The 22,949-nt window shown below is 66.8% G+C and carries 26 protein-coding genes; 10 read left to right on the top strand and 16 right to left on the bottom strand.

Annotated elements, in window-relative coordinates:
• Window positions 1-86 precede the first annotated feature (86 nt).
• The 11 genes from ASE88_RS07750 to ASE88_RS07700 all read right to left on the bottom strand — a co-directional run bounded on the left by ASE88_RS07750 (window position 87) and on the right by ASE88_RS07700 (window position 7,235).
• A complete protein-coding gene (locus tag ASE88_RS07750; protein ID WP_056477360.1) occupies window positions 87-596 on the bottom strand; it encodes an MmcB family DNA repair protein in 510 nt (169 codons plus the stop codon).
• A 93-nt stretch (window positions 597-689) separates the two neighbouring features.
• Complete coding sequence (locus tag ASE88_RS07745; protein ID WP_056477357.1) at window positions 690-1,337, bottom strand: cell wall hydrolase; 648 nt, start codon at window positions 1,335-1,337, stop codon at window positions 690-692.
• A 153-nt stretch (window positions 1,338-1,490) separates the two neighbouring features.
• The gene (locus ASE88_RS07740; protein ID WP_055874890.1) at window positions 1,491-1,817 is read right to left on the bottom strand and encodes a DUF1491 family protein; all 327 of its coding nucleotides are present in this window, start codon (window positions 1,815-1,817) and stop codon (window positions 1,491-1,493) included.
• Window positions 1,814-2,275 (bottom strand): PaaI family thioesterase, encoded by a 462-nt coding sequence (locus ASE88_RS07735; RefSeq protein ID WP_055874893.1) that lies wholly within the window; start codon window positions 2,273-2,275, stop codon window positions 1,814-1,816. The genes ASE88_RS07740 and ASE88_RS07735 overlap by 4 nt, the downstream gene beginning before the upstream one ends.
• Window positions 2,265-2,732, bottom strand: a complete 468-nt coding sequence (locus tag ASE88_RS07730; protein ID WP_055875472.1) for a PTS sugar transporter subunit IIA — start codon at window positions 2,730-2,732, stop codon at window positions 2,265-2,267. Before ASE88_RS07730 ends, ASE88_RS07735 begins: the two co-directional genes overlap by 11 nt.
• 102 nt (window positions 2,733-2,834) lie before the next feature.
• Window positions 2,835-3,434, bottom strand: coding sequence for a ribosome hibernation-promoting factor, HPF/YfiA family (hpf, locus tag ASE88_RS07725; protein WP_056477354.1), 600 nt, complete (start codon window positions 3,432-3,434; stop codon window positions 2,835-2,837).
• Between the two features lie 61 nt (window positions 3,435-3,495).
• A complete protein-coding gene (dnaQ, locus tag ASE88_RS07720) occupies window positions 3,496-4,188 on the bottom strand; it encodes a DNA polymerase III subunit epsilon (protein WP_056477351.1) in 693 nt (230 codons plus the stop codon).
• 15 nt (window positions 4,189-4,203) lie between these two features.
• Window positions 4,204-4,779: a dephospho-CoA kinase gene (coaE, locus tag ASE88_RS07715; protein ID WP_055874902.1), complete on the bottom strand. Its 576-nt coding sequence runs from the start codon at window positions 4,777-4,779 to the stop codon at window positions 4,204-4,206.
• Window positions 4,776-5,588: a shikimate dehydrogenase family protein gene (locus tag ASE88_RS07710; RefSeq protein WP_055874906.1), complete on the bottom strand. Its 813-nt coding sequence runs from the start codon at window positions 5,586-5,588 to the stop codon at window positions 4,776-4,778. Before ASE88_RS07710 ends, coaE begins: the two co-directional genes overlap by 4 nt.
• Window positions 5,589-5,814: 226 nt before the next feature.
• On the bottom strand, window positions 5,815-6,405 hold the full coding sequence (locus tag ASE88_RS07705) for a Maf family protein (RefSeq protein ID WP_082466383.1): 591 nt from the start codon (window positions 6,403-6,405) through the stop codon (window positions 5,815-5,817).
• The gene (locus ASE88_RS07700) at window positions 6,402-7,235 is read right to left on the bottom strand and encodes a pyruvate, water dikinase regulatory protein (protein WP_055875481.1); all 834 of its coding nucleotides are present in this window, start codon (window positions 7,233-7,235) and stop codon (window positions 6,402-6,404) included. Before ASE88_RS07700 ends, ASE88_RS07705 begins: the two co-directional genes overlap by 4 nt.
• A 328-nt stretch (window positions 7,236-7,563) precedes the next feature.
• Here ASE88_RS07700 and hemE point away from each other — a divergent pair, with 328 nt between their 5' ends.
• From hemE to ASE88_RS07680, 4 genes are all read left to right on the top strand, one after another.
• A complete protein-coding gene (hemE, locus tag ASE88_RS07695; protein ID WP_056477348.1) occupies window positions 7,564-8,613 on the top strand; it encodes a uroporphyrinogen decarboxylase in 1,050 nt (349 codons plus the stop codon).
• Entirely contained in the window at window positions 8,610-9,071 is a 462-nt protein-coding gene (locus tag ASE88_RS07690; RefSeq protein ID WP_056477345.1) for a CopD family protein, read from the top strand. Before hemE ends, ASE88_RS07690 begins: the two co-directional genes overlap by 4 nt.
• A gap of 307 nt (window positions 9,072-9,378) precedes the next feature.
• Window positions 9,379-10,635 (top strand): transcription termination factor Rho, encoded by a 1,257-nt coding sequence (gene rho / locus ASE88_RS07685; RefSeq protein ID WP_055874916.1) that lies wholly within the window; start codon window positions 9,379-9,381, stop codon window positions 10,633-10,635.
• A gap of 238 nt (window positions 10,636-10,873) precedes the next feature.
• A complete protein-coding gene (locus tag ASE88_RS07680) occupies window positions 10,874-11,593 on the top strand; it encodes a TerC family protein (protein ID WP_200910230.1) in 720 nt (239 codons plus the stop codon).
• A gap of 236 nt (window positions 11,594-11,829) precedes the next feature.
• Here the strand turns inward: ASE88_RS07680 and ASE88_RS07675 are convergent, their stop codons facing one another.
• Both ASE88_RS07675 and ASE88_RS07670 read right to left on the bottom strand, forming a co-directional pair.
• A complete protein-coding gene (locus tag ASE88_RS07675) occupies window positions 11,830-12,531 on the bottom strand; it encodes a dienelactone hydrolase family protein (protein ID WP_055874918.1) in 702 nt (233 codons plus the stop codon).
• Entirely contained in the window at window positions 12,528-13,001 is a 474-nt protein-coding gene (locus ASE88_RS07670) for a methylated-DNA--[protein]-cysteine S-methyltransferase (protein ID WP_055875487.1), read from the bottom strand. The genes ASE88_RS07675 and ASE88_RS07670 overlap by 4 nt, the downstream gene beginning before the upstream one ends.
• Window positions 13,002-13,057: 56 nt before the next feature.
• On the opposite strand from ASE88_RS07670, the gene ASE88_RS07665 reads away from it, so the two are divergent.
• The 6 genes from ASE88_RS07665 to ASE88_RS07640 are packed head-to-tail and all read left to right on the top strand — an operon-like array spanning window position 13,058 to window position 18,755.
• Window positions 13,058-13,291, top strand: a complete 234-nt coding sequence (locus tag ASE88_RS07665) for a DUF6489 family protein (protein ID WP_055874921.1) — start codon at window positions 13,058-13,060, stop codon at window positions 13,289-13,291.
• 7 nt (window positions 13,292-13,298) lie between these two features.
• Complete coding sequence (gene mnmE, locus ASE88_RS07660; RefSeq protein WP_056477342.1) at window positions 13,299-14,576, top strand: tRNA uridine-5-carboxymethylaminomethyl(34) synthesis GTPase MnmE; 1,278 nt, start codon at window positions 13,299-13,301, stop codon at window positions 14,574-14,576.
• Between the two features lie 54 nt (window positions 14,577-14,630).
• A complete protein-coding gene (gene mnmG / locus ASE88_RS07655; protein WP_056477339.1) occupies window positions 14,631-16,466 on the top strand; it encodes a tRNA uridine-5-carboxymethylaminomethyl(34) synthesis enzyme MnmG in 1,836 nt (611 codons plus the stop codon).
• A gap of 59 nt (window positions 16,467-16,525) precedes the next feature.
• A complete protein-coding gene (rsmG, locus tag ASE88_RS07650; RefSeq protein ID WP_235527873.1) occupies window positions 16,526-17,083 on the top strand; it encodes a 16S rRNA (guanine(527)-N(7))-methyltransferase RsmG in 558 nt (185 codons plus the stop codon).
• A complete protein-coding gene (locus tag ASE88_RS07645; protein WP_055874932.1) occupies window positions 17,080-17,862 on the top strand; it encodes a ParA family protein in 783 nt (260 codons plus the stop codon). Before rsmG ends, ASE88_RS07645 begins: the two co-directional genes overlap by 4 nt.
• A complete protein-coding gene (locus ASE88_RS07640) occupies window positions 17,859-18,755 on the top strand; it encodes a ParB/RepB/Spo0J family partition protein (RefSeq protein WP_056477331.1) in 897 nt (298 codons plus the stop codon). The genes ASE88_RS07645 and ASE88_RS07640 overlap by 4 nt, the downstream gene beginning before the upstream one ends.
• Before the next feature lie 134 nt (window positions 18,756-18,889).
• Here the strand turns inward: ASE88_RS07640 and holA are convergent, their stop codons facing one another.
• Genes holA through leuS form a run of 3 tightly spaced genes read right to left on the bottom strand, consistent with a single transcriptional unit; the run spans window position 18,890 to window position 22,946 of the window.
• The gene (holA, locus tag ASE88_RS07635) at window positions 18,890-19,909 is read right to left on the bottom strand and encodes a DNA polymerase III subunit delta (RefSeq protein ID WP_056477328.1); all 1,020 of its coding nucleotides are present in this window, start codon (window positions 19,907-19,909) and stop codon (window positions 18,890-18,892) included.
• Window positions 19,906-20,436, bottom strand: a complete 531-nt coding sequence (gene lptE / locus ASE88_RS07630; RefSeq protein WP_056477325.1) for an LPS assembly lipoprotein LptE — start codon at window positions 20,434-20,436, stop codon at window positions 19,906-19,908. The genes holA and lptE overlap by 4 nt, the downstream gene beginning before the upstream one ends.
• A complete protein-coding gene (leuS, locus tag ASE88_RS07625; protein WP_056477321.1) occupies window positions 20,433-22,946 on the bottom strand; it encodes a leucine--tRNA ligase in 2,514 nt (837 codons plus the stop codon). Before leuS ends, lptE begins: the two co-directional genes overlap by 4 nt.
• Between the last annotated feature and the right edge of the window lie 3 nt (window positions 22,947-22,949).

The following is a 22,949-nucleotide window of genomic DNA, read 5'->3' as shown; positions in this document are numbered from 1 at the left end:
GGGGGGAGGCAAGCGATACATCTGCTCCGTGTCCTCCCCCTCCGTCACTTTCGGTGCCACCTCCCCCTGGCGGGGGAGGAGTCGCGTCAGAACGCCAGCCCGTCCGCATCCGGGTCCATCTGCGCGATCAACCGCCGCGCCGCGCGCCGCGCAAACGCCAGCGTGCCGCGCTTGCGGACATGCGCGGGCAGGGGGGTGGTATGCGCCTCGCGCACGATCGCCGCATCGTAGCGGTCCGCGACGATGATCCCGGTGCGCTCGGGCAGGAACGCAGGCCCGTGCAACGGCCCGACGTCGAACCCCGCGGGTACCGCCCAGAAATAGCGATCGCAATGCGCGAGATAATCGGGCCACTTCCCGTCGCCGAGCAGATCGGCGCGCGACACCTTGATCTCGACGATGACGATCTGCCCGCGCGCATCCACCGCCATCAGATCGGCGCGGCGGCCACCATCGAGGGGCACTTCGGTCATCGCGGTCAGATCGTGACGCAGCAGCATCCGGATCACGCCGCGCGCGACGTCGGCGGCGCACATCATGGCATCGGGGGGCGATCCCGGTTTGTCGATGCAGGAGTCCGGCGGCATGTCGAGCATGGCCCGGAAATAGAACAATCCGCGAACGAGGCAAGCTCATTCACGGATTGTGGTATCACTGGCGGCGACTAATCGCCCGAGAGTGCGACGCGTTCAGCGATAGAAGACGTGGTTGCCGATCGAGGCGACCTTGATCGCGCGAACCGAAGGACGGCGATCGGCGGTGTTGAAGTAGAGCGCCTTCTGGGCGGGGCTGTTCCACGCATCGGCGAGCGCGACCTTGGCGACTGCGATTGCAGTGCGATAGGCGGTGCCGGCGTTGATCGTTGGAATCTGGCCACCGCGGACGAAGCTGAACTGGCCGCGCTGCTTGACGACGGCGCAGACGTCGGCAGGGAAACGGCCCGACTTGGCGCGGTTGATGATGACTTCGGCGACGGCGAGCTGGCCGGTCAGCGGCTCGCCCTTGGATTCGAAATAGATCGCGCCGGCAAGGCACTGGAGCGCATCGTCGGCGGCGGCGCTGTCCTGCGCGGCGACGGCCTGGGCGAGCGTGTCGAATTCTTCGGCTTCGGCCGTGGCAGCGTTCTCGGCGACAGGCTCGACGGTGGCAACGGGCGTTGCGACTGGAGCGATCTGCGGAACATTCTGCGGGGAGAGGGCGTTTAGATTGGCAAGAGCAGTAAGGTTGGTTGTCGAGCGATCGATACCGGTTGCCTTGCCGGGAGCGCTGTTGCCGAGCAGGCCGGCGAGAGAGAAGGTCATGACCGCGATCGTCGCAGCCCGCTGAAGAATCGTCATTCAAACTTATTCAGATGCGGTTGAACCACGGAAGCAATCGTACAAGCCGATCGTCCGAGCATCCCCCCGACTGCGTAACTGATCCGGATCGCACCCGTCCCAGCACAACGCCAATCAATGTTGCAATTCCCCTCTATTGGGGGGGCTTTCGAGTCAATCGTTCAGGATCGTTTCAGCGGCGAACCGTTCCGCCGCTGCGATATCCACCTCGATGACCCACAAATCCGGGTCGCGCGCACGCCGGCGCCGCCAATAGCCATCAAGGTCGTCGGGCGGAGTCGAGTCGATCAATGCGGTGCGTCCATCGGGTCCGATTCCGCGCTCCAGCAGCCGGGGAAGGGCGGCTTTGTCGACTGCGATGACGAGGATCGCGCCCCCCTGAGCATCGCCTTTCGCCATCACCGCGCCGAATCCGCCGGCGTCGTTGACGCGGCGGAGGAGCGCGCTGACGAGCACGCCGCTGGGTAGCCGACCGCTCATGCCGGCGCACGATATCCGGGCAGGCCCGCGAGCGCGATCCGCGAGCGCATGAACGTGCCGGTCCCGCGCGCCGCCTCTTCGCCGTCCGCATCGATCAGCCGCGCATCGGCGACGAACACGCGCCGCTTGCCGCTGATCCAGCGTCCTTCGGCGATCACCGGCCCGACCTTCAGCGGACGCGTGAGCAGCAGGTTGAACGCGGTCGTCAGCAGGAAACGATCGGTGACGAGGCTGTTCGACGCGTAGAACGCCGCATCGTCGAGCATCTTGAAATAGCTCGTCCCGTGCGCGGCGCCGCCCGCATGATAATGCCGCTCGTCGATCGTGAAATGGATCCGCGCGACGCCCACCTCGGGGATTTCGAGCGAGGACTCGAAGAACCGATTGATCGGCGCCTGCGCGTAGAGCGACTCGAGCGACCGGAAATGCGCGTCTGCGCCGGCCGACTCAGGCGGCATCGCGCACTTCGTCGGCAGTGAACAGCGCGTACAGCGCATCGGGCGATCCGGCGCCGCGCAGTTTTTCGAGGAATGCCTTGTCACGCAGCCGCCGGGAAACGCGCGCGAGCGCCTTCAGGTGCACCGCGCCCGCATCGGTCGGCGACAGCAGCATGAAGACGAGGTCGACCGGCAGATCGTCGACCGCCTGAAAATCGACGGGTTGCGCCAACCGGACAAAGACACCGGTGACCTGCTCCAGCCCGTCGAGCTTGGCGTGGGGGATCGCAACGCCGCCACCAAACCCGGTCGAGCCGAGCTTTTCCCGCGCACTCAGTCGTTCGGCGACCGTCTTCGGATCGGCAGCGATCATGTCCGACGCGACCGCGGCGAGATGCTGGAACACCGCCTTCTTATTGGTGGCGATCACGCCCCTCTGCACCGCGTCGGGACGCAGCATGTCGCTGAAATCGGTCATGGTCTTCATGTGTCTCAAGCGCCCCCGCGCGCGCCCGCCTTAGCGGGTTGCGCGGGGGCGTAAAGGCATGGCCGCAAGACCTGCGCCTTTATGGACCCTTCTTTACTGCGGAGGGGAGGCCACCGCGCGCTGTGGCTCGACCCAGCCGATCGTGCCGTCGCCGCGGCGATAGACCATGTTGTGCGCGCCGGTGCCCGCATTCATGAACAGCAACGCGGCCGTATTGCGCAGATCAAGCATCATCACCGCATCGGAAACGCTCGCCTCGGGGATATCGACCCGCGTCTCGGCAATGATCAGCGGTGCGTCCGCGACATCGTCCTCCTCGATGCTCTCCTGGAACAGCGTGTAGCCGGCATTGTCGTAGCCGTTGCTCTCGGCCATCGCGACCGCTTCGCCCGCGTGGCGATCCTTCAGCCGGCGCATATAGCGGCGGAGCTGCGTCTCGATCTTGGCCGCGGCGCCATCGAATGCGGCGCGGGCGTCATAGGCTTCGGAATGCCCCTTGAGCACCAGGCCCTTCATCACGTGCGCGACGATATCGCATTTGAAACCCGCGTCGTGCGGCCCCTTGCCGAACGTCACTTCCGCCGAGATGGCGCGCGAGAAATACTTGTCGGCGATACCCTGGAGTCGATCTTCCACATGGCTGTTCAGCGCTTCGCCAGTGTCAACCTGATGACCAGAAATCCGGATATCCATTGTCGTCTCCTTAACGGCGTTACAGTCTTCGGGCGGTCCTGTTGGCTCCACCCTGCCGGCGTCATCCGGACGCCACGGCCCCCCAAATCGGATCCTTGATCCCCTTCATAAACGCCGCATGCGCCGCAAGGTCTCCGTCGCTCACCGCGAAAACACGCGGCGGACGAACGACCCGAGGCGCTTGTGCGACGACCGGAGTCGAGGCGTTGCTGGTCGTGTCGCCGAGCAGCCCTAGGCCGATCTGGCGGCCGCCCATCAGCTCGACATAGACCTGCGCGAGCAGCTGCGCGTCGAGCAGCGCACCGTGCAGCACGCGGTGGCTGCGATCGATTCCGAAGCGCGAGCACAGCGCGTCGAGCGAATGCTTGGCGCCGGGATGACGGCTGCGTGCGATCTGCAGCGTGTCGACCATCCGCTTCATGTGGATGATCTGGCGACCGCATTTGGTCAGCTCGCCGTTGAGGAACGAGAAATCGAAGCCGGCATTGTGCGCGACCATCGGCGCGTCGCCGACGAATTCGAGAAGATCCTCGACCGCATCGGCAAACCGGGGCTTGTCCGACAGGAATTGCTGGCTGAGCCCGTGGACGTTGAACGCCTCGACCGGCATGTCGCGCTCGGGATGGTAATACGCGTGGAAGGTACGCCCGGTCTCGACCCGGTTGACCATCTCGACGCAGCCGATCTCGACCATGCGGTCGCCGCCTGAAAAACTGAGGCCGGTGGTTTCGGTATCGAAGACGATCTCACGCATCATGATGGTATCGGCTCAGATTCCCAAGGACGCAAGCACCGCACGGACCTGCGCGCGGGTTTCGTCGAAGCTGGTGTCGGTATGGATGACATGATGCGCGCGCGCGCGCTTCTCCGCGTCGGGGGTCTGGCGCGCGAGAATCGCGGCGAATTTCTCCGCGGTCATGCCGGGCCGCGCGAGAACGCGCGCGCGCTGGACGTCGGGCGCGGCGGACACGACGACGATCACGTCGACTCGCCGGTCGCCACCGGTTTCGAAGAGGAGAGGGACGTCGAACACGACTCGCGTGCCGGCATGCTTCGCCAGGAACGCGGCGCGCTCTTCGCCGACCGCCGGGTGGACGATCGCTTCGAGCCGCGTGATCGCGGCATCGTCGCCGAACACCGCGGCGCCGAGCTTGGCGCGGTCGACCGCGCCGTCTGCGGTCGAGCCGGGGAAGGCCGCTTCGATCGCAGGGACCAACCGGCCACCGACACCCTGCAACCGGTGTACGGTCGCATCGGCGTCGAACACCGCCACGCCTTCGTCCGCGAACATCGTCGCGACCGCCGATTTGCCCATGCCGATCGAGCCGGTCAGCCCGATGATCATTTGACCAGCAACGCCCGGAGGTTCTCGTCACGATCGCGCGGTGGTTCCACGTGGAACAATATCTCAAACGCAACCGCTGCCTGGCCGATCAGCATCTCCAGCCCGTCGACCGTTTCGAGATCGCGCGCACGTGCCGCCTTGAGCAGCGCGGTTTCGAGTGGCGCATAGACGATGTCGTAGACCAGCGAATCCGGGTCGAGCGCGCCGAGATCGATATCGAGCGGCGGTTGACCCATCATGCCGAGCACGCTGGCGTTGACGAGCAACCGCGAGGGCGGGGCGGCAGGACCGATCGGCAACGCCTGGCCCTTGAGCCCGAACGCCGACAGCAACGCCGCCCCCTTCAGCGGATTGCGGTTGAGGATCGTGACGGGGCCGACGCCCATCCGCGACAACGCGAACAGGATCGCGCGCGCCGCGCCGCCCGCGCCGATTACCGTTACCGGCTGGCCGGCGATGTCGAGATCGTCGATCGGCGCCCAAAATCCTGCCGCATCGGTGTTGGTGCCGATGCAGTCGCCCGCCTGGTTGCGGAACACGGTGTTGATCGCGCCGATCGACCCGCGGACGTCGCCGGGGTCGGAGACATGGTCGAGCGCGGCGAGCTTGTGCGGCATCGTGATGTTGCACCCGCGCCAAGCGGGATCAGCCTTGTGCGCGGCGAAATAGGCAGGGAGATCGTCGGGTGTAACGAGCTTGTGGCGATAGTCGGCGTCGATCCCGAGCGCCTCGAGCCAGAAGCCGTGGATCAGCGGCGATTTCGACTGCGCGATCGGATCGCCGATCACTTCGGCATAAGGTCGGGTCATGCAAGGCTCCGTGTGTCCCCGCGACGGCGGGGATCCAGTCTGGAAGCCGGTTTAATCTACCGCGTCGGAATTGCCATGCACCGGCCTACGATCCTCCCCCGCCAGGGGGAGGTAACGCCGAAGGCGACGGAGGGGGAGGGCACGGAACAGCGTTTCGCCTACCGCCCCCTCCGTCAGGCTGACGCCTGCCACCTCCCCCTTGCGGGGGAGGATCGGAAATTTCGTGCTACGCCGGCAACTCGCCGCGCACGCGCAGGAAATCGAGGACGTTGAGCAGCGGCATCCCCAGCACCGTGAACTGGCTGCCTTCGATCTTGGCGAACAGCTGCGCACCCGGCCCCTCGATCCGATAACAGCCGACGCAGCCGGAGATCGCCGGCCATTCCGCATCCAGATACGTCTCGATGAACGCCTCGGACAGCGGCCGGACGTGCATCTTCGCGCGCTCGACATGCCGCCAGATCGCGGTGCCGTTCTCCGCGATGACTGCCGCACTCCAGAGATCGTGGCGCTTGCCCGCCATCAGCCGGAGATGCGCCGCTGCATCCGCCCGGTCGATCGGCTTGTCGAGGATCGTGCCGTCCTCCAGCGCGACCAGCGAGTCGCTGCCCAGCACGAGATGGCCCGGCATCCGCGCCGACACCTTCAACGCTTTCAGCTCGGCCAGCGCGTCCGCGAGATCGCGCGGCGACAGGTCGCGGAGCGCCGCCTTCGCCGCATCCTCGTCGACGCCGGCGAACGTCGCGTCGAACGGCACGCCGGCCGCGGTCAGCATCGCGCGGCGCGAGGCGCTTTGCGAGGCGAGGATCAGGCTCACGCCTCGGCCTTTGCGAGGTCGTCGCTTCGCCGCTGGTTGCACAGCGCGATGATCGCCGCCGCGGTTTCCTCGATCGACCGGCGCGTGACGTCGATCACCGGCCAGCCATTGTCCGCGAACATCCGCCGCGCAAAGGCTAGCTCTCGCATCACCGCCTCCTCCTCGACATAGGAGGTATCGGGCGCCTGGTGGAGCGACAGCAATCGGTTGCGCCGCACCTGGATCAGCCGGTCGGCACTCGTCGTCAGCCCGACGATCAGCGGCCGGCGGAGCGCATAGAGAATCTTCGGCGGCGGGCTCTCGACCACGATCGGGATGTTCGCGGTCTTGTACCCACGGTTGGCGAGATAGATCGAGGTCGGCGTCTTCGACGAACGTGACACGCCCGCCAGCACGATATCGGCCTCTTCCCATTCCTCCCAGGCGATCCCGTCGTCATGCGCGATCGTCCACTGGATCGCATCGACACGCGCGAAATAGGCTGCGTCGAGGACGTGCTGGCGGCCCGGTCGCGCCTTGGCCTGCTGCCCCAGCAACCCCGAAAGCGCGTCGTTGACCGGGTCGAGCGGGGCCACCGCGGGTAGCCCCAGGGCCAGACACCGCTGCTCCAGGATCCGCCGCGTCGCGGGGTTCACCAGCGTGAACACGACCAGCCCCGGGTTCTGCGCAATCTCCTGCAGGATCCGCTCGAGATGCGCCTCGGTCCGCACCATCGGCCAGAAATGGCGGACCGTTTCGACATCATCATATTGCGCCAACGCCGCCTTCGCGATGTTCTCCAGCGTCTCACCGGTCGAATCCGACAACAAATGGAGGTGGAGCCGCATCATCGGCATTTTATCCCCAGCAGAAGGGGCGTTGCGCGTGAATCTGTGGATAACATGGGGAGAACGGCTAGCGTAACTCGTCCGCCTCGCCAAGCGACGGTGGCACCGTGGATAACAGCGATTCTATCCACACGGTCGCACACAGCGGCGCATTTCATCCACAGGCTGTGGGTAATGGGGAGCCTTGAATCGAATCAGTGCGTTTGAGGCGGTGCTCTAGGGTCAAGCTGTTGGCAATTCCGGGATCACCGCATAAGTCCCGGGTTCAACCGCCCAACCACTGCAACAATCTATTTCTTGAATCTTCTTATAGTAGAAGAAGGGTGCTCCGCTGACCGATCCGACCTCCAATTCGCCAACCTTCAAGCCACTCCTGGCGACTCTTCGCGGGACGCGTCAGGCCGTGCCGCCGCTGTGGCTTATGCGGCAGGCGGGGCGCTACCTCCCCGAATATCGCGCGTTGCGTGCCGAGAAGGGGGGATTCCTCGCGCTGGCGACCGATCCCGACGCGGCGGCCGAGGTGACTCTCCAGCCGATCCGCCGGTTCGGGTTCGATGGCTCGATCCTGTTCTCGGACATCTTGATGATCCCCTGGGCGCTTGGCCAGGATCTGAGCTTCGGCGTGGGCGAGGGGCCGCGGCTCGAACCCGCGCTGGTCGATCATGCGCTCGATCGGTTGCAGCCGGTCATGGGGCGGCTGGAGCCGGTCTACGGCACCGTCGCCAAGGTCGCCGGGGCATTGCCGCCCGAGACGACGTTCCTGGGCTTTGCGGGCTCTCCCTGGACGGTCGCGACCTATATGGTGGCGGGCAAGGGCAGCAAGGATCAGTCCGAAACGCGGCGCTTCGCCTATCGCGATCCTGAGGCGTTCGGCGCGATCATCGATGCGATCGCCGACAATACGGTCGAATATCTCGCGCGGCAGATCGAAGCGGGCGTCGATGCGGTCCAACTGTTCGACAGCTGGTCGGGAAGCCTCAGCCCTGCGCAGTTCGAACGCTGGGTGATAGCCCCGACCGCGTCGATCGTCGCGCGCCTCCATGCGCGCTGCCCCGGCGTTCCGGTGATCGGCTTTCCGAAGGGGGCAGGGGGCAAGCTCCCCGCCTATGCGCGCGAAACGGGCGTCGATGCGATCGGGCTCGACGAGACGGTCGATCCGGTCTGGGCGCATGCCTCGCTGCCGGCGGACATGCCCGTGCAGGGCAATCTCGATCCGCTCGCGTTGATCGCGGGCGGTGCGGACCTCGATATGGCGATCGACCGCATCCTCGCGGCGTTCGTCGAGCGGCCGCACGTCTTTAATCTGGGCCATGGTATCCTGCCCGACACGCCCGTGGAGCATGTCGAGCAGCTCATCGCCCGCGTCAGGAGCACGACATGAGCGGTTTTCTCGGGGCGGCCTATGACTGGGTGAAGGCCGCGCACCTGATCTTCGTGATCTTCTGGATGGCGGGGCTGTTCATGCTGCCACGCTATCTCGTCTATCATCAGGAGGCGCTGGCCGCCGGCAACGCGGCCGAAGCGGCGAACTGGGTCGAGCGCGAGAGCAAGATCCGCCACATCATCCTGACGCCGGCGATGATCGTCGTCTGGGCGCTCGGGATCGCGCTGGCGCTGAACCTCGGGCTGGCGGACGGCGCGCCGGGGCTGGGGTGGCTGCACCTCAAGCTGCTGCTGGTGCTGGCGCTGTCGGGCTATCATGGCTGGACGGTCGGTTATGCCAAGAAGCTCGCAGCAGGGAAGCCCACGCTGACGGGCAAGCAGTTGCGGATGCTCAACGAAATCCCCGCGCTCGCGGTGACGCTGATCGTCGTGCTGGTAATCGTAAAGCCGTTCTGACCTTCTCCATCCTCCCCCGCCAGGGGGAGGTGGCTGGCACTTGCCAGACGGAGGGGGCGGCAAGGGTAACCTCTGCTTCGTGTCCTCCCCCCGTCACCTGCGGTGACACCTCCCCCTGGCGGGGGAGGATTACTGCCCTCCCGTCTCCGCTTGACTAACGGCCCCCTCAATTCTACCTCGATCCCCAGCACGGCCTCCTGGCGTCCTGCCCGGTCGTGTGGTCCTGCCTGTTCGGCTCGCCCAGTTCCGCTTTCCAGCGCACGCGCAGACCGAACCTGTTCCCGTTGATCGCTATCCGGAAATCCCCATGCATCTCAAAGACCTGAAGAAAAAGAAGCCTGCCGAGCTGGTGAGCATGGCGGAGGAGCTCGGAGTCGAAAGCGCCTCGACGCTGCGCAAGCAGGACCTGCTGTTCGCGATCCTGAAGGTGCAGGCGGACAATGGCGACCAGATCATGGGGCTCGGCACGATCGAAGTGCTGCCCGACGGGTTCGGCTTCCTGCGCTCGCCCGAGAGCAACTATCTCGCTGGGCCGGACGACATCTACATCTCGCCGAACCAGGTGCGGAAGTTCGGCCTGCGCACCGGTGACACGGTTGAGGGCGAGATCCGCGGGCCGAAGGATGGCGAGCGCTATTTCTCGCTGGTGAAGCTGACCGCGGTCAATTTCGACGACCCCGACGTCGTGCGCCACCGCGTCAATTTCGACAATCTCACGCCGCTCTACCCCGAGAGCAAGCTGACGCTCGATCCCGCCGACCCGACCGTCAAGGACAAGTCGGCGCGCGTCATCGATATCGTTTCGCCGCAAGGCAAGGGCCAGCGCACGCTGATCGTCGCGCCGCCGCGCGTCGGCAAGACGGTCATGTTGCAGAACATGGCCAAGGCGATCACCGACAATCACCCCGAGGTGTTCCTGATCGTCCTTCTGATCGACGAGCGCCCCGAGGAAGTCACCGACATGCAGCGCAGCGTGAAGGGCGAGGTCGTCAGCTCGACGTTCGACGAACCCGCGCAGCGCCACGTGCAGGTCGCCGAGATGGTGATCGAAAAGGCCAAGCGCCTGGTCGAGCACAAGAAGGACGTGGTGATCCTGCTCGACTCGATCACGCGTCTGGGTCGTGCCTACAACACCGTCGTGCCGTCGTCGGGCAAGGTCCTGACCGGCGGTGTCGATGCGAACGCGCTGCAGCGTCCGAAGCGCTTCTTCGGTGCCGCGCGCAACATCGAGGAGGGCGGTTCGCTCTCGATCATCGCCACCGCGCTGATCGACACGGGCAGCCGCATGGACGAGGTGATCTTCGAGGAGTTCAAGGGCACCGGCAACTCGGAAATCGTGCTCGACCGCAAGGTCGCGGACAAGCGCATCTTCCCGGCGCTCGACGTCGGCAAGTCCGGCACGCGCAAGGAAGAGCTGCTGGTCGACAAGGCCAAGCTCTCCAAGATGTGGGTCCTGCGTCGCATCCTGATGCAGATGGGCACGATCGACGCGATGGAGTTCCTGCTCGACAAGATGAAGGATTCGAAGACCAACGAGAATTTCTTCGATTCCATGAATCAGTGATCGATGCGAGTCCCGCTGCACGCTGCAGCGGGACTCGCATCGATCCGGCCGGCGGGGCATAGCCCCGACCGACGACATGGGCTTTGCCCATGTCCGCCAAACGGACCGACCCAAAAAAGCGGCACGCGAGAGCAATGGCTTTCGCGTGCCGCTTTGCTATTAACCCCTTCGAAATCCGCCACCCCCGCGCACCGGCGGTGGCCCGTCACCGGGAGCTGACATCTTGAGTATCATCGCCATGCTGGCCACCGCCGCATCGGGAGTCGCCGGACCCGGCTCGCCGCTGGAGATCTGGCAGCACATCGTCGCCGACTTCTCCAACCTCGGCGATCCGAAAGCGCTGGCCGCGTTCGGATCGGTCCTGATGATCGACCTCGTCCTCGCGGGCGACAATGCGATCGTCGTCGGCGCGCTCGCCGCGGGGCTTCCCGCCGACCAGCGCAAGAAGGTCATCCTGATCGGCATCGGCGCCGCGCTCGTCCTGCGCATATTCTTCGCGCTGATTGTGACCTGGCTGATGGGTATCGTCGGGCTGATCTTCGCGGGCGGCCTGCTGCTGCTGTGGGTCAGCTGGAAGTTCTGGCGCGAAATCCGCGAGGGCGCGCAGAACGCCGGCTCGGAGGAAATCCAGGGCGACGAGCACTCCGGGATCAAGTCGTCGAAGGGCTTTGCCAGCGCCGCCTGGGCGGTCGCGGTCGCCGACGTGTCGATGAGCCTCGACAACGTCCTCGCGGTTGCGGGCGCGGCGCGCGAGCATCCGGGCATCCTCGTCATCGGCCTGTTGCTGTCGGTCGCGATGATGGGTCTGGCGGCGAACTACATCGCGCGCGTCATCAACAAGTATCGCTGGATCGCCTATATCGGCCTCGCGGTGATCCTCGTCGTCGCGGTGAAGATGATCTACGAAGGCTGGGTCGGCACTGGCGAAACGCTCGGGATCATCTCGCTGCTCGGCTGATCGCGCCGTTCTCGAAATAGCAAAAAGGCCTCGCCGGGATCGTCCGGCGAGGCCTTTTTCATGTCCGTCGCTGGCTCGTCATGCCGGGCGTTTCCCGCCCCGACACAGACCCTATCGTCATCCCCGCGCAGGCGGGGATCCATATTCCCAAAGGGCGGCGATTTTTAAGCGACGCCAGCCAGTATGGATTCCCGCCTTCGCGGGAATGACGATGGTTGAGGGGAGGGCGTGCGCCCTTAGCCCAGATGCTCCGCGAAGAACGTGGCCGTCCGCTCGTCCGCCAGCTTCGCCGACGCGTCCGACCGGCGCTCGCCGAACTCTGTCGCGAAGCCGTGATCCTCGCCCGCGTAATCGTAGATCGTGACTTTGGGGTGATCGTCGAGCCCGGCATGCATCGCCGCCTGCGCATCCTTGTCGACGAAGTGATCCTCCTCGGGAACGTGGAGCAGCACCGGATGCGCGATCGCATGCTTCTCACCGAGCAGCCCGTCGATCCCGACGCCATAATAGCCGACGCTCGCATCGACGTCGGTGCGCGCCGCGGTCATGAACGCGAGGCGTCCGCCGAGGCAGTAGCCGACCACGCCGACCTTGGTTCCGTCACCCAGTTCGGCACGCGCCGCGCGGATGCTCGCCTCGATATCGGCGATGCCCTTGTCCTGGTCGAACTGGCCCATCAGTTCGAGTGCCCGGTCGAACTCGGGCTTGATGTCGGGATCGAGCTCGATGCCGGGCTCGAGCCGCCAGAACAAGTCGGGCGCGATCGCCAGATAGCCGGCTTCGGCGAGCGTATCGCACTTGCGGCGGATCCCGGCGTTCACGCCGAAGATCTCCTGGATCACGACGATCGCGGCCTTGGGCGTGCCGGCCGGGGTCGCGCGATACGCGGTGAAGTCGCCATCGCCGGCGAGCGTCGAGATCGTGGTGGTGTTCGTCATAGCAATCCTCCTTGCGGCCGTTCGTGGTCGAGCAGCCTGGATTTCGTGATGGGGCCGTTGCCCGCGGAATACGCACCAAGCCTGCCCCCGGCTCCCAGAATTCGGTGGCAGGGGACGACGATCGGAAACGGATTGCGCGCGCACGCCTGCCCGATCGCGCGCGGGCTCGACCGGATCGCCTTGGCGAGCGCGCCGTAGCTCGCGGTCTGGCCGTAGCCGATGTCGACGATTCCCTGGCGGAGGACCGCGCCGCGGTCGGTAGGCGAGGGGGCGAGCGGCAGGTCGAACGCCGTCAGCCGCTTCGCGAAATACGCCTCGATCTGTCGCAATGCCTCGCGGATTGCAGGCGCATCGCTCGGGACGGCCTCGCCACTCGCAAGTATCGCAATCGAGTCGATTAGGTCCGCGGTACCGGTCACGCGGACCAGCCCGATTGGCGTTGCGATCGAGGCGGCATCGCGCGCATACATGGCCTTGCTATGCAGCGCCCCGATCGGCCGCTCAAGCGTCATCGGGGGTGCCGCACATGAAGATGAATATCGAGATCGAATGTACCCCGGAAGAGGCGCGCCGCGCGGTCGGCCTACCCGATCTGACGCCGATCCATGATCGCTATGTCGCGATGATGATGGACGCGATTCCCGACGGCCAGATGAAGCCCGAGATGCTCGAATCGATGATGCGCGGGTGGCAGCCGATGGGCGAGGCGGGGATGGCGATGTGGAAACGCCTGTTCGACACCGCGACGAAAAGCAGCTGAGTTTCCCGTGAAAACGATCTTCGCGGTATCGAGCGGGCGCCCGCCAGCGGCGATCGCCGTCGTCCGGGTGAGCGGGCCGCACGCGTTCGCAGCAGCGCAGGCGCTGGCAGGGCCGCTGCCCGCGCCGCGTCATGCGAGCCTGCGGGGCTTGCGCGATGCGGACGGCGCGTTGCTCGACCGCGCGCTGGTCATCGTCTTCCCCGGCCCCAACACCGCGACCGGCGAGGATCTCGTCGAGCTCCACTGCCACGGCGGTCGCGCGGTGATCGCCGCGGTCGAGCAGGCCTTTTCCGCGGTTGCCGGGCTTCGTCCCGCCGAGCCTGGTGAGTTCACCCGCCGCGCGCTGACCAACGGTCGCATCGACCTCGCCGAAGCCGAGGGCCTCGCTGACCTGCTCGAAGCCGAAACCGAGGGGCAGCGCGTCGCGGCAATGACCGCGGCGGAAGGGCGGGTAAGCCAGGCGGTGCGCGGCTGGATGGACTCGGTCGCGATGCTGTCCGCGCGGATCGAGGCGATACTCGACTTTGCCGACGAGGACGACGTCGCCAGCGACGGCGCGGCGTTCGACGCGATCGTCGCCGGGGTGGATGCGCTTGCCGACGAGATCGAAGCGGTGGTCGCCGCACCGCCGGTCGAGCGGCTCAAGGACGGCCTGCGTGTCGTGATCGGCGGCCCGCCCAACAGCGGCAAGTCGACATTGCTCAATCTGCTCGGCGAGCGCGATGCGGCGATCGTCTCGCCGATCTCGGGGACGACGCGCGACCGGATCGAACTGCCCGTGACGCGCGACGGCGTCGCCTATGTGCTGACCGATACCGCGGGGCTGATCGACACGCAGGATCCGATCGAGGCGATCGGCGTGACGCGTGCCGAGGATGCGCTGGCCGCTGCGGACATCGTCCTCTGGCTGGCCGACACGCCACCGCCGCGCGCGGACGCGATCTGGATCCACGCGCGGGCCGATCTGCCGGGGCGGGGCGAGATCCCGGTGGGCCGCGCGCTGGCCATCGCGCAGACCGATCGCGGGTCGCTCGATCGGCTATGGGCGGCCTTGCATACGCGCGCGGCGGCGATGCTCCCGCGCAGCGACGCGATCGCGCTCAAGGCGCACCAGCGACGGCAATGCGGTCTCGCCGTCGACGCGCTGCGCTATCCCGGTTCGGATGCGCTCATCGTCGCCGAGCACCTCCGCCAGGCCCGCGCGATCCTCGCTGGCGTTCTCGGCCTCGACGCGACGGGGGAGATGCTCGACGCGCTGTTCGGGCGTTTCTGCATCGGCAAGTGATGTTCCACGTGGAACATCTTTGACGCGCTCCCTGCGCCGTTCTAGGGCGGTGGCATGTTCGATGTAGTGGTGGTTGGCGGTGGCCATGCCGGAACCGAAGCCGCAGCCGCGGCGGCGCGCAGGGGCGCGCGCACCGCGCTCGTGTCATTCGACGCGCGGCATATTGGCGCCATGTCCTGCAATCCTGCGATCGGCGGGCTCGGCAAAGGGCATATGGTTCGCGAAGTCGACGCGTTCGACGGATTGATCGGACGCGCCGCAGACGCCGCCGCGATCCACTACCGCATGCTCAATCGCAGCAAGGGATCGGCGGTCCAGGGGCCGCGGATCCAGGCTGATCGCCGGCTCTATGCGCAGGCGATCCAGACGATGCTGGCGGCGACCGCGGGGCTGTCGATCGTCGAAGGGGAGGCCATCGCGCTCCATTTCGAGGGCGATCGCATGGCGGGCGTCGTGCTGGCGGACGGTGCGATCATCAAGGCGCGCGCAGTCGTGTTGGCGACGGGCACGTTTCTTGGCGGCCGCATCTTCCGCGGCGACGACCGCGAAGAGGGCGGTCGCATCGGCGAGCGCGCGGCCAAGCCACTCGCCGACCAGCTTCGCGCACGCGACCTGCCGATGGCGCGGCTGAAGACGGGGACACCGCCCCGGCTCGACGGTCGCACGATCGACTGGGGCGCGCTTGCCGAGCAGCCGTCGGATGTTGATCCCTGGACGATGTCGCCGATGACGCACGCGCGTCCGCTCCCGCAGATCGCCTGCGCCATCACGCGCACGACCGACCGGACGCACGCGATCATCCGCGAGGCGTTCCATCGGTCGCCGCTGTTCACTGGCGCGATCGAGGCAGCCGGGCCCCGCTATTGCCCGTCGATCGAGGACAAGGTCCATCGCTTCGGCGACCGCGACGGACACCAAGTCTTCCTCGAACCCGAAGGGCTCGACGACGCGACGGTCTATCCGAACGGGCTGTCGACCTCGCTCCCGGTCGAGGTCCAGGCCGCGATGCTGGCGAGCATCCCCGGTCTCGAACGCGTGGGCGTGACGATGCCGGGCTATGCGGTCGAGTATGACCATATCGATCCGCGCGCGCTCGACACAAGGCTGGCGCTGGGCGCGATCGACGGCGTGTTCTGCGCTGGCCAGATCAACGGGACGACGGGGTATGAGGAAGCGGCCGGGCAGGGGCTCGTCGCCGGGCTCAACGCCGCGGCCTATGCGTGCGACCTGGCGCCCGTGATCCTCGATCGCGCGTCGAGCTATCTGGGCGTCATGATCGACGACCTCACGCTCCAGGGCGTGACAGAGCCCTATCGTATGCTCACCGCGCGCGCCGAGTTCCGGTTGTCGCTGCGGGCGGACAATGCCGAGACGCGGCTTGGCGGCATTGCCGAAGCGGCTGGATGCCTCGGTTCGGAGCGTCTCGCGCACCAGCACGCGCTGGCTGAGCATCGCGCCCGCTTCCGATCCTCGCTCGACTGCGAACGCACCGCGACCCATGTCGCCGACCTGGGGGCGGGCATCGGCCGTGACGGCGCACGGCGGACGGCGTTCGACTGGCTGCGGTTCGACGGCGTGACGCTCGCGCATGTCGCGCCGGATGCCGCCACTGCCATTCCGACCGCGGTCGTTGACGAAGTCTTAGAGGACGCCCGCTACGCGCCGTATATTGAACGGCAGGCGCAGGAGGTCGCGCGGCTGCGTGCCGACGAGGCGATCCGCCTCCCCGAGGATTTGGCCTATGATCGCATACCCGGCCTGTCGAACGAGATGATCGATCGCCTGAGCGCCGCCCGCCCGACCTCGCTGGCGGCTGCCGCCCGCGTCCGCGGGATCACGCCCGCCGCGTTGTCGGCGGTCCTATTGCATACGAAACGAGTCCCCGCATGACCGAAGACGACGCAAAGGCCTGGGTCACCGACCGTTTCGGGCTCCAAGCCACCGAGCGATTGGCGGCGTTCGTCGACATGGTCGTCGCGGAAACACCGAATCAGAATCTGATCGCGCCGTCGACGATCCCGACGATCTGGGACCGCCACGTCGTCGACTCGCTCCAGCTCGTCCCGCTCGCGGGCGCCGACACGGGCGCGAAACGCTGGCTCGATATCGGCACAGGCGGGGGCTTTCCCGGCATGGTCGTCGCGCTCGTGCGCGATGGCCCGGTCGATCTCGTCGAGCCGCGCCGTCGCCGGACGGACTTCCTCCAGCTCTGCGTCGCCCGGCTCGGGCTCGGTGGGCAGGTCCGCGTCCACGCGTCGAAGGTCGAGAACGCCACCGCCGACGCCGTGATCATTTCCGCGCGCGCGGTCGCATCGCTGCAAAACCTTTTGCGTGGCGCGGCGCACTGCGCCACAAAGGAGACGCGGTGGCTGCTTCCTCGGGGGCGTTTCGATGAGGAAGAGCTGGCCGCGCTCAAGCAGCATTGGCGGTTTATGTTCCACGTGAAACAAAGCGTCACGAACCCGGAGTCGTCGATCGTGGTGCTGGATACGGTGAGCGCGCGATGATCACCATCGCGGTCGCCAATCAAAAGGGTGGGGTGGGCAAGACCACCAGCGCCATCAATCTCGCGACCGCGCTGGCGGCGACGGGCATGCGCGTTCTGCTGGTCGATCTCGATCCACAGGGCAACGCATCGACCGGGCTCGGCATCGGCCATTCGCAGCGCGAACGCTCGAGCTACGACGTCCTCGTCGGCGAGACCTCGATCGAAGAGGCGGTGGTGCATACGCGCGTTCCGCGGCTCGATATCGTGCCGGCGACGGTCGACCTGTCGGGGGCCGAGATCGAGCTGGTCGATTTCGATGCGCGCACGCACCGGCTCGATCGCGCGGTGAAGGCGGCGCAGGGGCCGTGGGACATCGCGCTGATCGATTGCCCGCCGTCGCTCGGCCTGCTGACGATCAACGCGATGGTCGCGGCGGACTCGTTGCTTGTGCCGTTGCAGTGCGAGTTTTTCGCGCTCGAGGGGTTGTCGCAGTTGTTGAGCACGGTCGAGAGGATCCGCCAGCGGTTCAATCCGGGCTTGTCGATCCTGGGTGTCGCGCTGACGATGTTCGATCGGCGCAACCGGCTGACCGACCAGGTCTCGGCCGACGTCCGTGCTGTCTTGGGGAAAGTGGTGTTCGAAACGGTGATCCCGCGTAACGTGCGGCTGTCGGAGGCGCCGAGCCATGGGTTGCCCGCGTTGATCTACGATCACCGGTGCTCGGGGTCGCAGGCGTATATCGCGCTGGCGCGTGAGCTGATCGGTCGATTGCCCGCTACCGCGCAGGCCGCGGCATGAGCGAGAACAAGCGCGGCCGCCCGGGGCTGGGCAGGGGCCTCAACGCGCTGCTCGGCGAGATGGCACGCGAGGCACCGGTGTCGGCCGATGGGGCGTCAGCGCCGCAATCGTCGGGCGTCCGGATGCTCCCGGTCAGTTCGCTGTCGCCACATCCCGATCAGCCGCGCCGGCATTTCGACGAGGCGATGCTCGACGAACTTGCGGCGTCGATCGCGTCGCGCGGGCTGATCCAGCCGATCGTCGTCCGGCCGCATGGTCACGACTATCAGATCGTCGCGGGCGAGCGGCGCTGGCGCGCGGCGCAGCGCGCGCGGCTGCACGAGGTGCCGGTCGTCGTTCGCGACTTCGACGACGCCGAGACGCTCGAAATCGCGCTGATCGAGAACATCCAGCGCGAGGATCTCAACGCGATCGAAGAGGCACAGGCCTATCAGCGGTTGGCCGGCGAATATGGCCACACGCAGGAGGTGCTCGCCAAGATCGTCCACAAGTCGCGCAGCCATGTCGCGAACCTGCTGCGCCTGCTCGAGCTGCCCGCGCAGGTCCAGTCGCAGGTCGTCGATGGATCGCTGTCGATGGGCCATGCGCGCGCGTTGCTCGGGTCGCCCGACGTCGAGACGCTGGCGGATCAGGTCGTCGCGCGCGGATTGTCGGTGCGCGAAACCGAGAAGCTTGCACGCGATGCGAAGCCTGGCCGGAGCCGCAGCGGCAAGCCGGCCGAGGCGCGGATCCCCGACGCGGATATCGCGGCGCTCGAGCGGCAGCTGGCGGATTTGCTGGGGCTGCAGGTGCGCGTCGCGCATACCGAGACGGGCGGCACGCTGACCCTCAGCTATTCGACGTTGGATCAGCTCGACATGGTGTGTCAGCGGCTGACGGGCGGGGCGATCTAGGTCGCGGGCGAGCCCGGACCAATCCCCCTCCCGTTCGTGCTGAGCGAAGTCGAAGCACCTGCGTGCGGGACCATCCCTCGACTTCGCTCAGGACGAACGGGGGATTGGGACTAAGGGTTTAGGAAGCGGAGGCGTCAGTTGCGCCGTGCTATCGCCTGCGACAGCGCGACGATGGCGGCCTCGGCTACAACCCCGCCGGCATTCCCCGACGCCATGATGGCGCGCTCTGCGGTCCGGACACGCTGGATCGCGGTTGCGAGCATGACGGGCGACCAGCGGCGCAGCGAGCGTGCGGTGCTCGCCTCTTCCTTGAAGAACACTCTGTGGCGCTTCATCACGACGTCGACCGCTTCGCCACGGTCGACCTCGCCGCGCATGTCGGCCAGCGCGATGAGGCGGCGGACGAGTTGGCGGAGCCACGGGATCGGCGATGTCCCTGCCTCGTCGAGGACAGCCAGTTCGGCGCCGAGATCGTCGACGCGTCCCTCGATCACCGCATCGATCGCGCGGCTCATCTCCGCATCGCCGAGGTCGGCGCCGACCGCGTCGAGCGCGTGATGATCGAGGTCCGCCGGCCGATCGGGGGCGGCGTCGAGGTAGAGCGCCAGCTTCTCGATCTCGCGAGAAATGACCGCGCGATCCCCGCCGGTCGTGTCGACCAGCCGTCGCGCGACGCCGGGGACAGGGCGCAGCCCGTTCTCGCTCGCGATCGTCGTCGCCAGCCGCTCCGCATCCTGCGCGGTCGGGGCGTAGCAGGCGAACGCCATCGCGCGCGGCGAGTCGATCGCGAGCTTGACGATCTTCGCGGTCGATTTGACGCTCGGTGCGATCGCGACGACGGGGTTGCCGACGCGTTCGGCGGCCAACAAATTGGTGAACGCCTCCAGGCTCTCCTCGCCCGCCGAGGCGACGCGGACGAACCGCGCCCCCGCGAACAGCGACAGCGACGCGGCCTCGTCGGTCAGCCGGCCGGGATCACTTTTGAGCGTCGCGCCGTCGAGATCGACGCGCTCGGCATCCGCCCCCATCGCCTTGGCGAGCAGGCGCGCAAGGTCGCTTGCGCCGGCTTCGTCGGGGCCGTGCAGCAGGTACAGGCGGATCTCCGCACCCGGTTTGGCCAGCGCACCGCGAATCTGGCCCGCGGACGCCTTCACTTCGCCGGCGCGGTGCCCTGCGCCGCGCCGACGGCAGGCGTATTGCGCGCGTACAGCGCGATGCGCGCGACGATCTGGTCGGCGACGATCTGCGACAGGCGTTCGAGCGCAGTGTTCTCCGCCGCGATCGTCGCATATTCGGAGCGGACGACGTCGATGCCGGCATCCGAGCCCGCGGTGGCGTCGAGCAGAACCGAGCCGTCGCCGATCCGTACCAGCTGATAGCGCGCGCGCAGTGTCCGGCGTTCGCGCGAGACGCTGTCGTCGGTCCGCACGCCGAGCCCGCTAATCTGGTCGTCGAGGCGGATATCGATCCGGTACAGCGCCGGCGCGCCGTTCGAGGGCAGGCGATCTCTGAGAGCCGTCGCCATCAGCCAGCCGTTCTTGCCCGCGATCGGCGCGATCTCGACCTGGCCGAGCGCGCCCGCGACCGGACCGCTGCTGCCCCCCGCATAGAGCGGATGCAGCCCGCAGCCGGACAAGAGCGGTGCCAGCGCCAGCGCGCCGAGGATCGCCAGCTGCTTCATGCGACGATGTTCACGAGACGGTCGGGCACGACGATCACTTTCCGGGGCGCTTTGCCCTCGAGCAGGCGGACGATCTTCTCCGAAGCGAGCGCGGCGGCCTCGACCTCGTCCTTGGGTGCGCCCTTGGGAAACACCAGCGTATCACGCAGCTTGCCGTTGACCTGCACCGCGATCGTGACCTCATCGTCCACCAGCAGCGCCGGATCGACGATCGGCCAGGCAGCGTCGGCGATCAGGCCGTCATTCCCCGCGGTCGCCCAGGCTTCCTCGGCGACGTGCGGCACCATCGGGCTGACGAGCAGCAGCAGCATCCGGACCGCCTCTTCGCGATCCGCGGAGGGTGCTGCCTTCTCGATCGCGCTGCAAAGAGAATAGAGCCGAGCGACGGCCTTGTTGAACTGCAAGGCATTGATATCGTTCTCGATACCGACCGTAGTGCGATGGCATAGCTTACGCAACGCGACGTCTTCACCTTCGGCTTTCGCCACGTCGTCGGACTCGATCAGCCGCCAGAGACGCTGCACGAACCGCCAGGCGCCTTCGATGCCCGATTCGCCCCAGGGGAGATCGCGCTCGGGGGGCGAGTCGGAGAGCACGAACCAGCGCACCGCGTCGGCGCCATATTGGTCGACGATCGGCTCGGGATCGACCACGTTCTTCTTCGACTTCGACATCTTCTCGATGCGACCCACGGTGATCGCGTCACCCGTCGCGATCTCGATGCCGTCGCGCACGTCGTCGGGGCCGAGCCAGCGGCCGTCCGCCGACTTGTACGTCTCGTGCGTGACCATGCCTTGCGTGAACAGCCCGGCGAACGGCTCGGCGATGTCGAGCATGCCGATATGCTTGAGCGCGCGCGTCCAGAAGCGCGCGTAGAGCAGATGCAGGATCGCATGCTCGACGCCGCCGATATACTGGTTGACCGGCAGCCACTTCTCCGCGCCCGTCCGGTCGAACGGTTTCGCGTCGGGCTGACTGGCGAAGCGGATGAAATACCACGACGAATCGACGAACGTGTCGAGCGTATCGGTCTCGCGCCGCGCGTCGGCGCCGCAAGCAGGGCAGGGGACGTGCTTCCACGTCGGATGGCGATCGAGCGGGTTGCCGGGGATGTCGAACGACACGTCCTCGGGCAGCACGATCGGCAGCTGGTCCTTGGGCACCGGCACTGCGCCGCACGCGTCGCAGTGGATGATCGGGATCGGCGTGCCCCAATAGCGCTGGCGGCTGACGCCCCAGTCGCGCAGGCGGAACACGGTCGTGCCCTTGCCCCAGCCTTCGCCCTCGGCGCGCTCGATCACGGTGCGCTTGGCGTCCTCGATGTCCATCCCGTCGAGGAAGTGCGAGTTCACCAGATTGCCGGCACCCGTCCAGGCGGTGTCGCCGACGAATACGGGGGCCGCGTCATCGCCTTCGCTGACGACGCGCTTGACCGGCAGGTCGTATTTGCGCGCGAAATCGAGATCGCGCTGGTCATGCGCGGGCACGCCAAACACGGCGCCCGTGCCGTATTCCATCAGCACGAAGTTCGCGATGTAGACGGGGAGTTCCCAGCTCTTGTCGAGCGGATGCGTCGCGCGGATACCGGTGTCGAAGCCCAGCTTCTCCTGCGTATCGAGCTCGGCCGCGGTGGTGCCGCCACGCTTGCACAGTTCGATGAACGCGGCCGCATCGGAGTTCGTCTCGGCGATCGCGCGTGCGATCGGATGATCCGCGGCCACAGCGACGAAGCTCGATCCGAACATCGTGTCGGGGCGAGTCGTGAACACTTCGACCGACTCGATGCCGGTCGCATTGCCCGCGAGCGCGAACTTGAACTGCAACCCCTGGCTGCGGCCGATCCAGTTCTCCTGCATCAGCTTGACCTTGTCGGGCCAATGCTCGAGCGCGCCGAGACCGTCGACCAGCTCGTCGGCGAAGTCGGTGATCTTCAGGAACCACTGCGACAGCTTGCGCCGCTCGACCAGCGCGCCGGAGCGCCAGCCGCGCCCGTCGATCACCTGCTCGTTGGCAAGCACGGTCATGTCGACCGGATCCCAGTTGACCGCCGATTCCTTGCGGTAGACGAGCCCCGCCGCGAACAGGTCGAGGAACAGCGCCTGCTCATGCCCGTAATAGTCGGGCTCGCACGTCGCCAGTTCGCGCGTCCAGTCGAGCGCGAAGCCGAGGCGCTTCAGCTGCGCCTTCATCGTCGCGATGTTGGCGCGCGTCCAAGTGCCCGGATGCACGCCCTTTTCCATCGCCGCATTCTCAGCAGGCATGCCGAACGCGTCCCAGCCCATCGGATGGAGCACTTCCATGCCCTTCATCCGACGGAACCGCGCGAGCACGTCCCCCATCGTGTAGTTCCGGACATGCCCCATATGGATGCGCCCCGACGGATAGGGGAACATCTCGAGCACGTACGAGCGCGGCTTGGTCGAAGAATCGTCGGCGGCGAACGTCTTGCGCTCGTCCCAGACCTTCTGCCACGCCGCGTCCGCCTTCAACGCATTGAAACGCGACGCCATGAG

This window comes from Sphingomonas sp. Leaf38, assembly GCF_001421825.1.
Lineage (GTDB): Bacteria > Pseudomonadota > Alphaproteobacteria > Sphingomonadales > Sphingomonadaceae > Sphingomonas.
The sequence above is the reverse complement of the archived record's forward strand: the minus strand, read 5'-3'. Positions and strand labels throughout refer to the sequence as shown.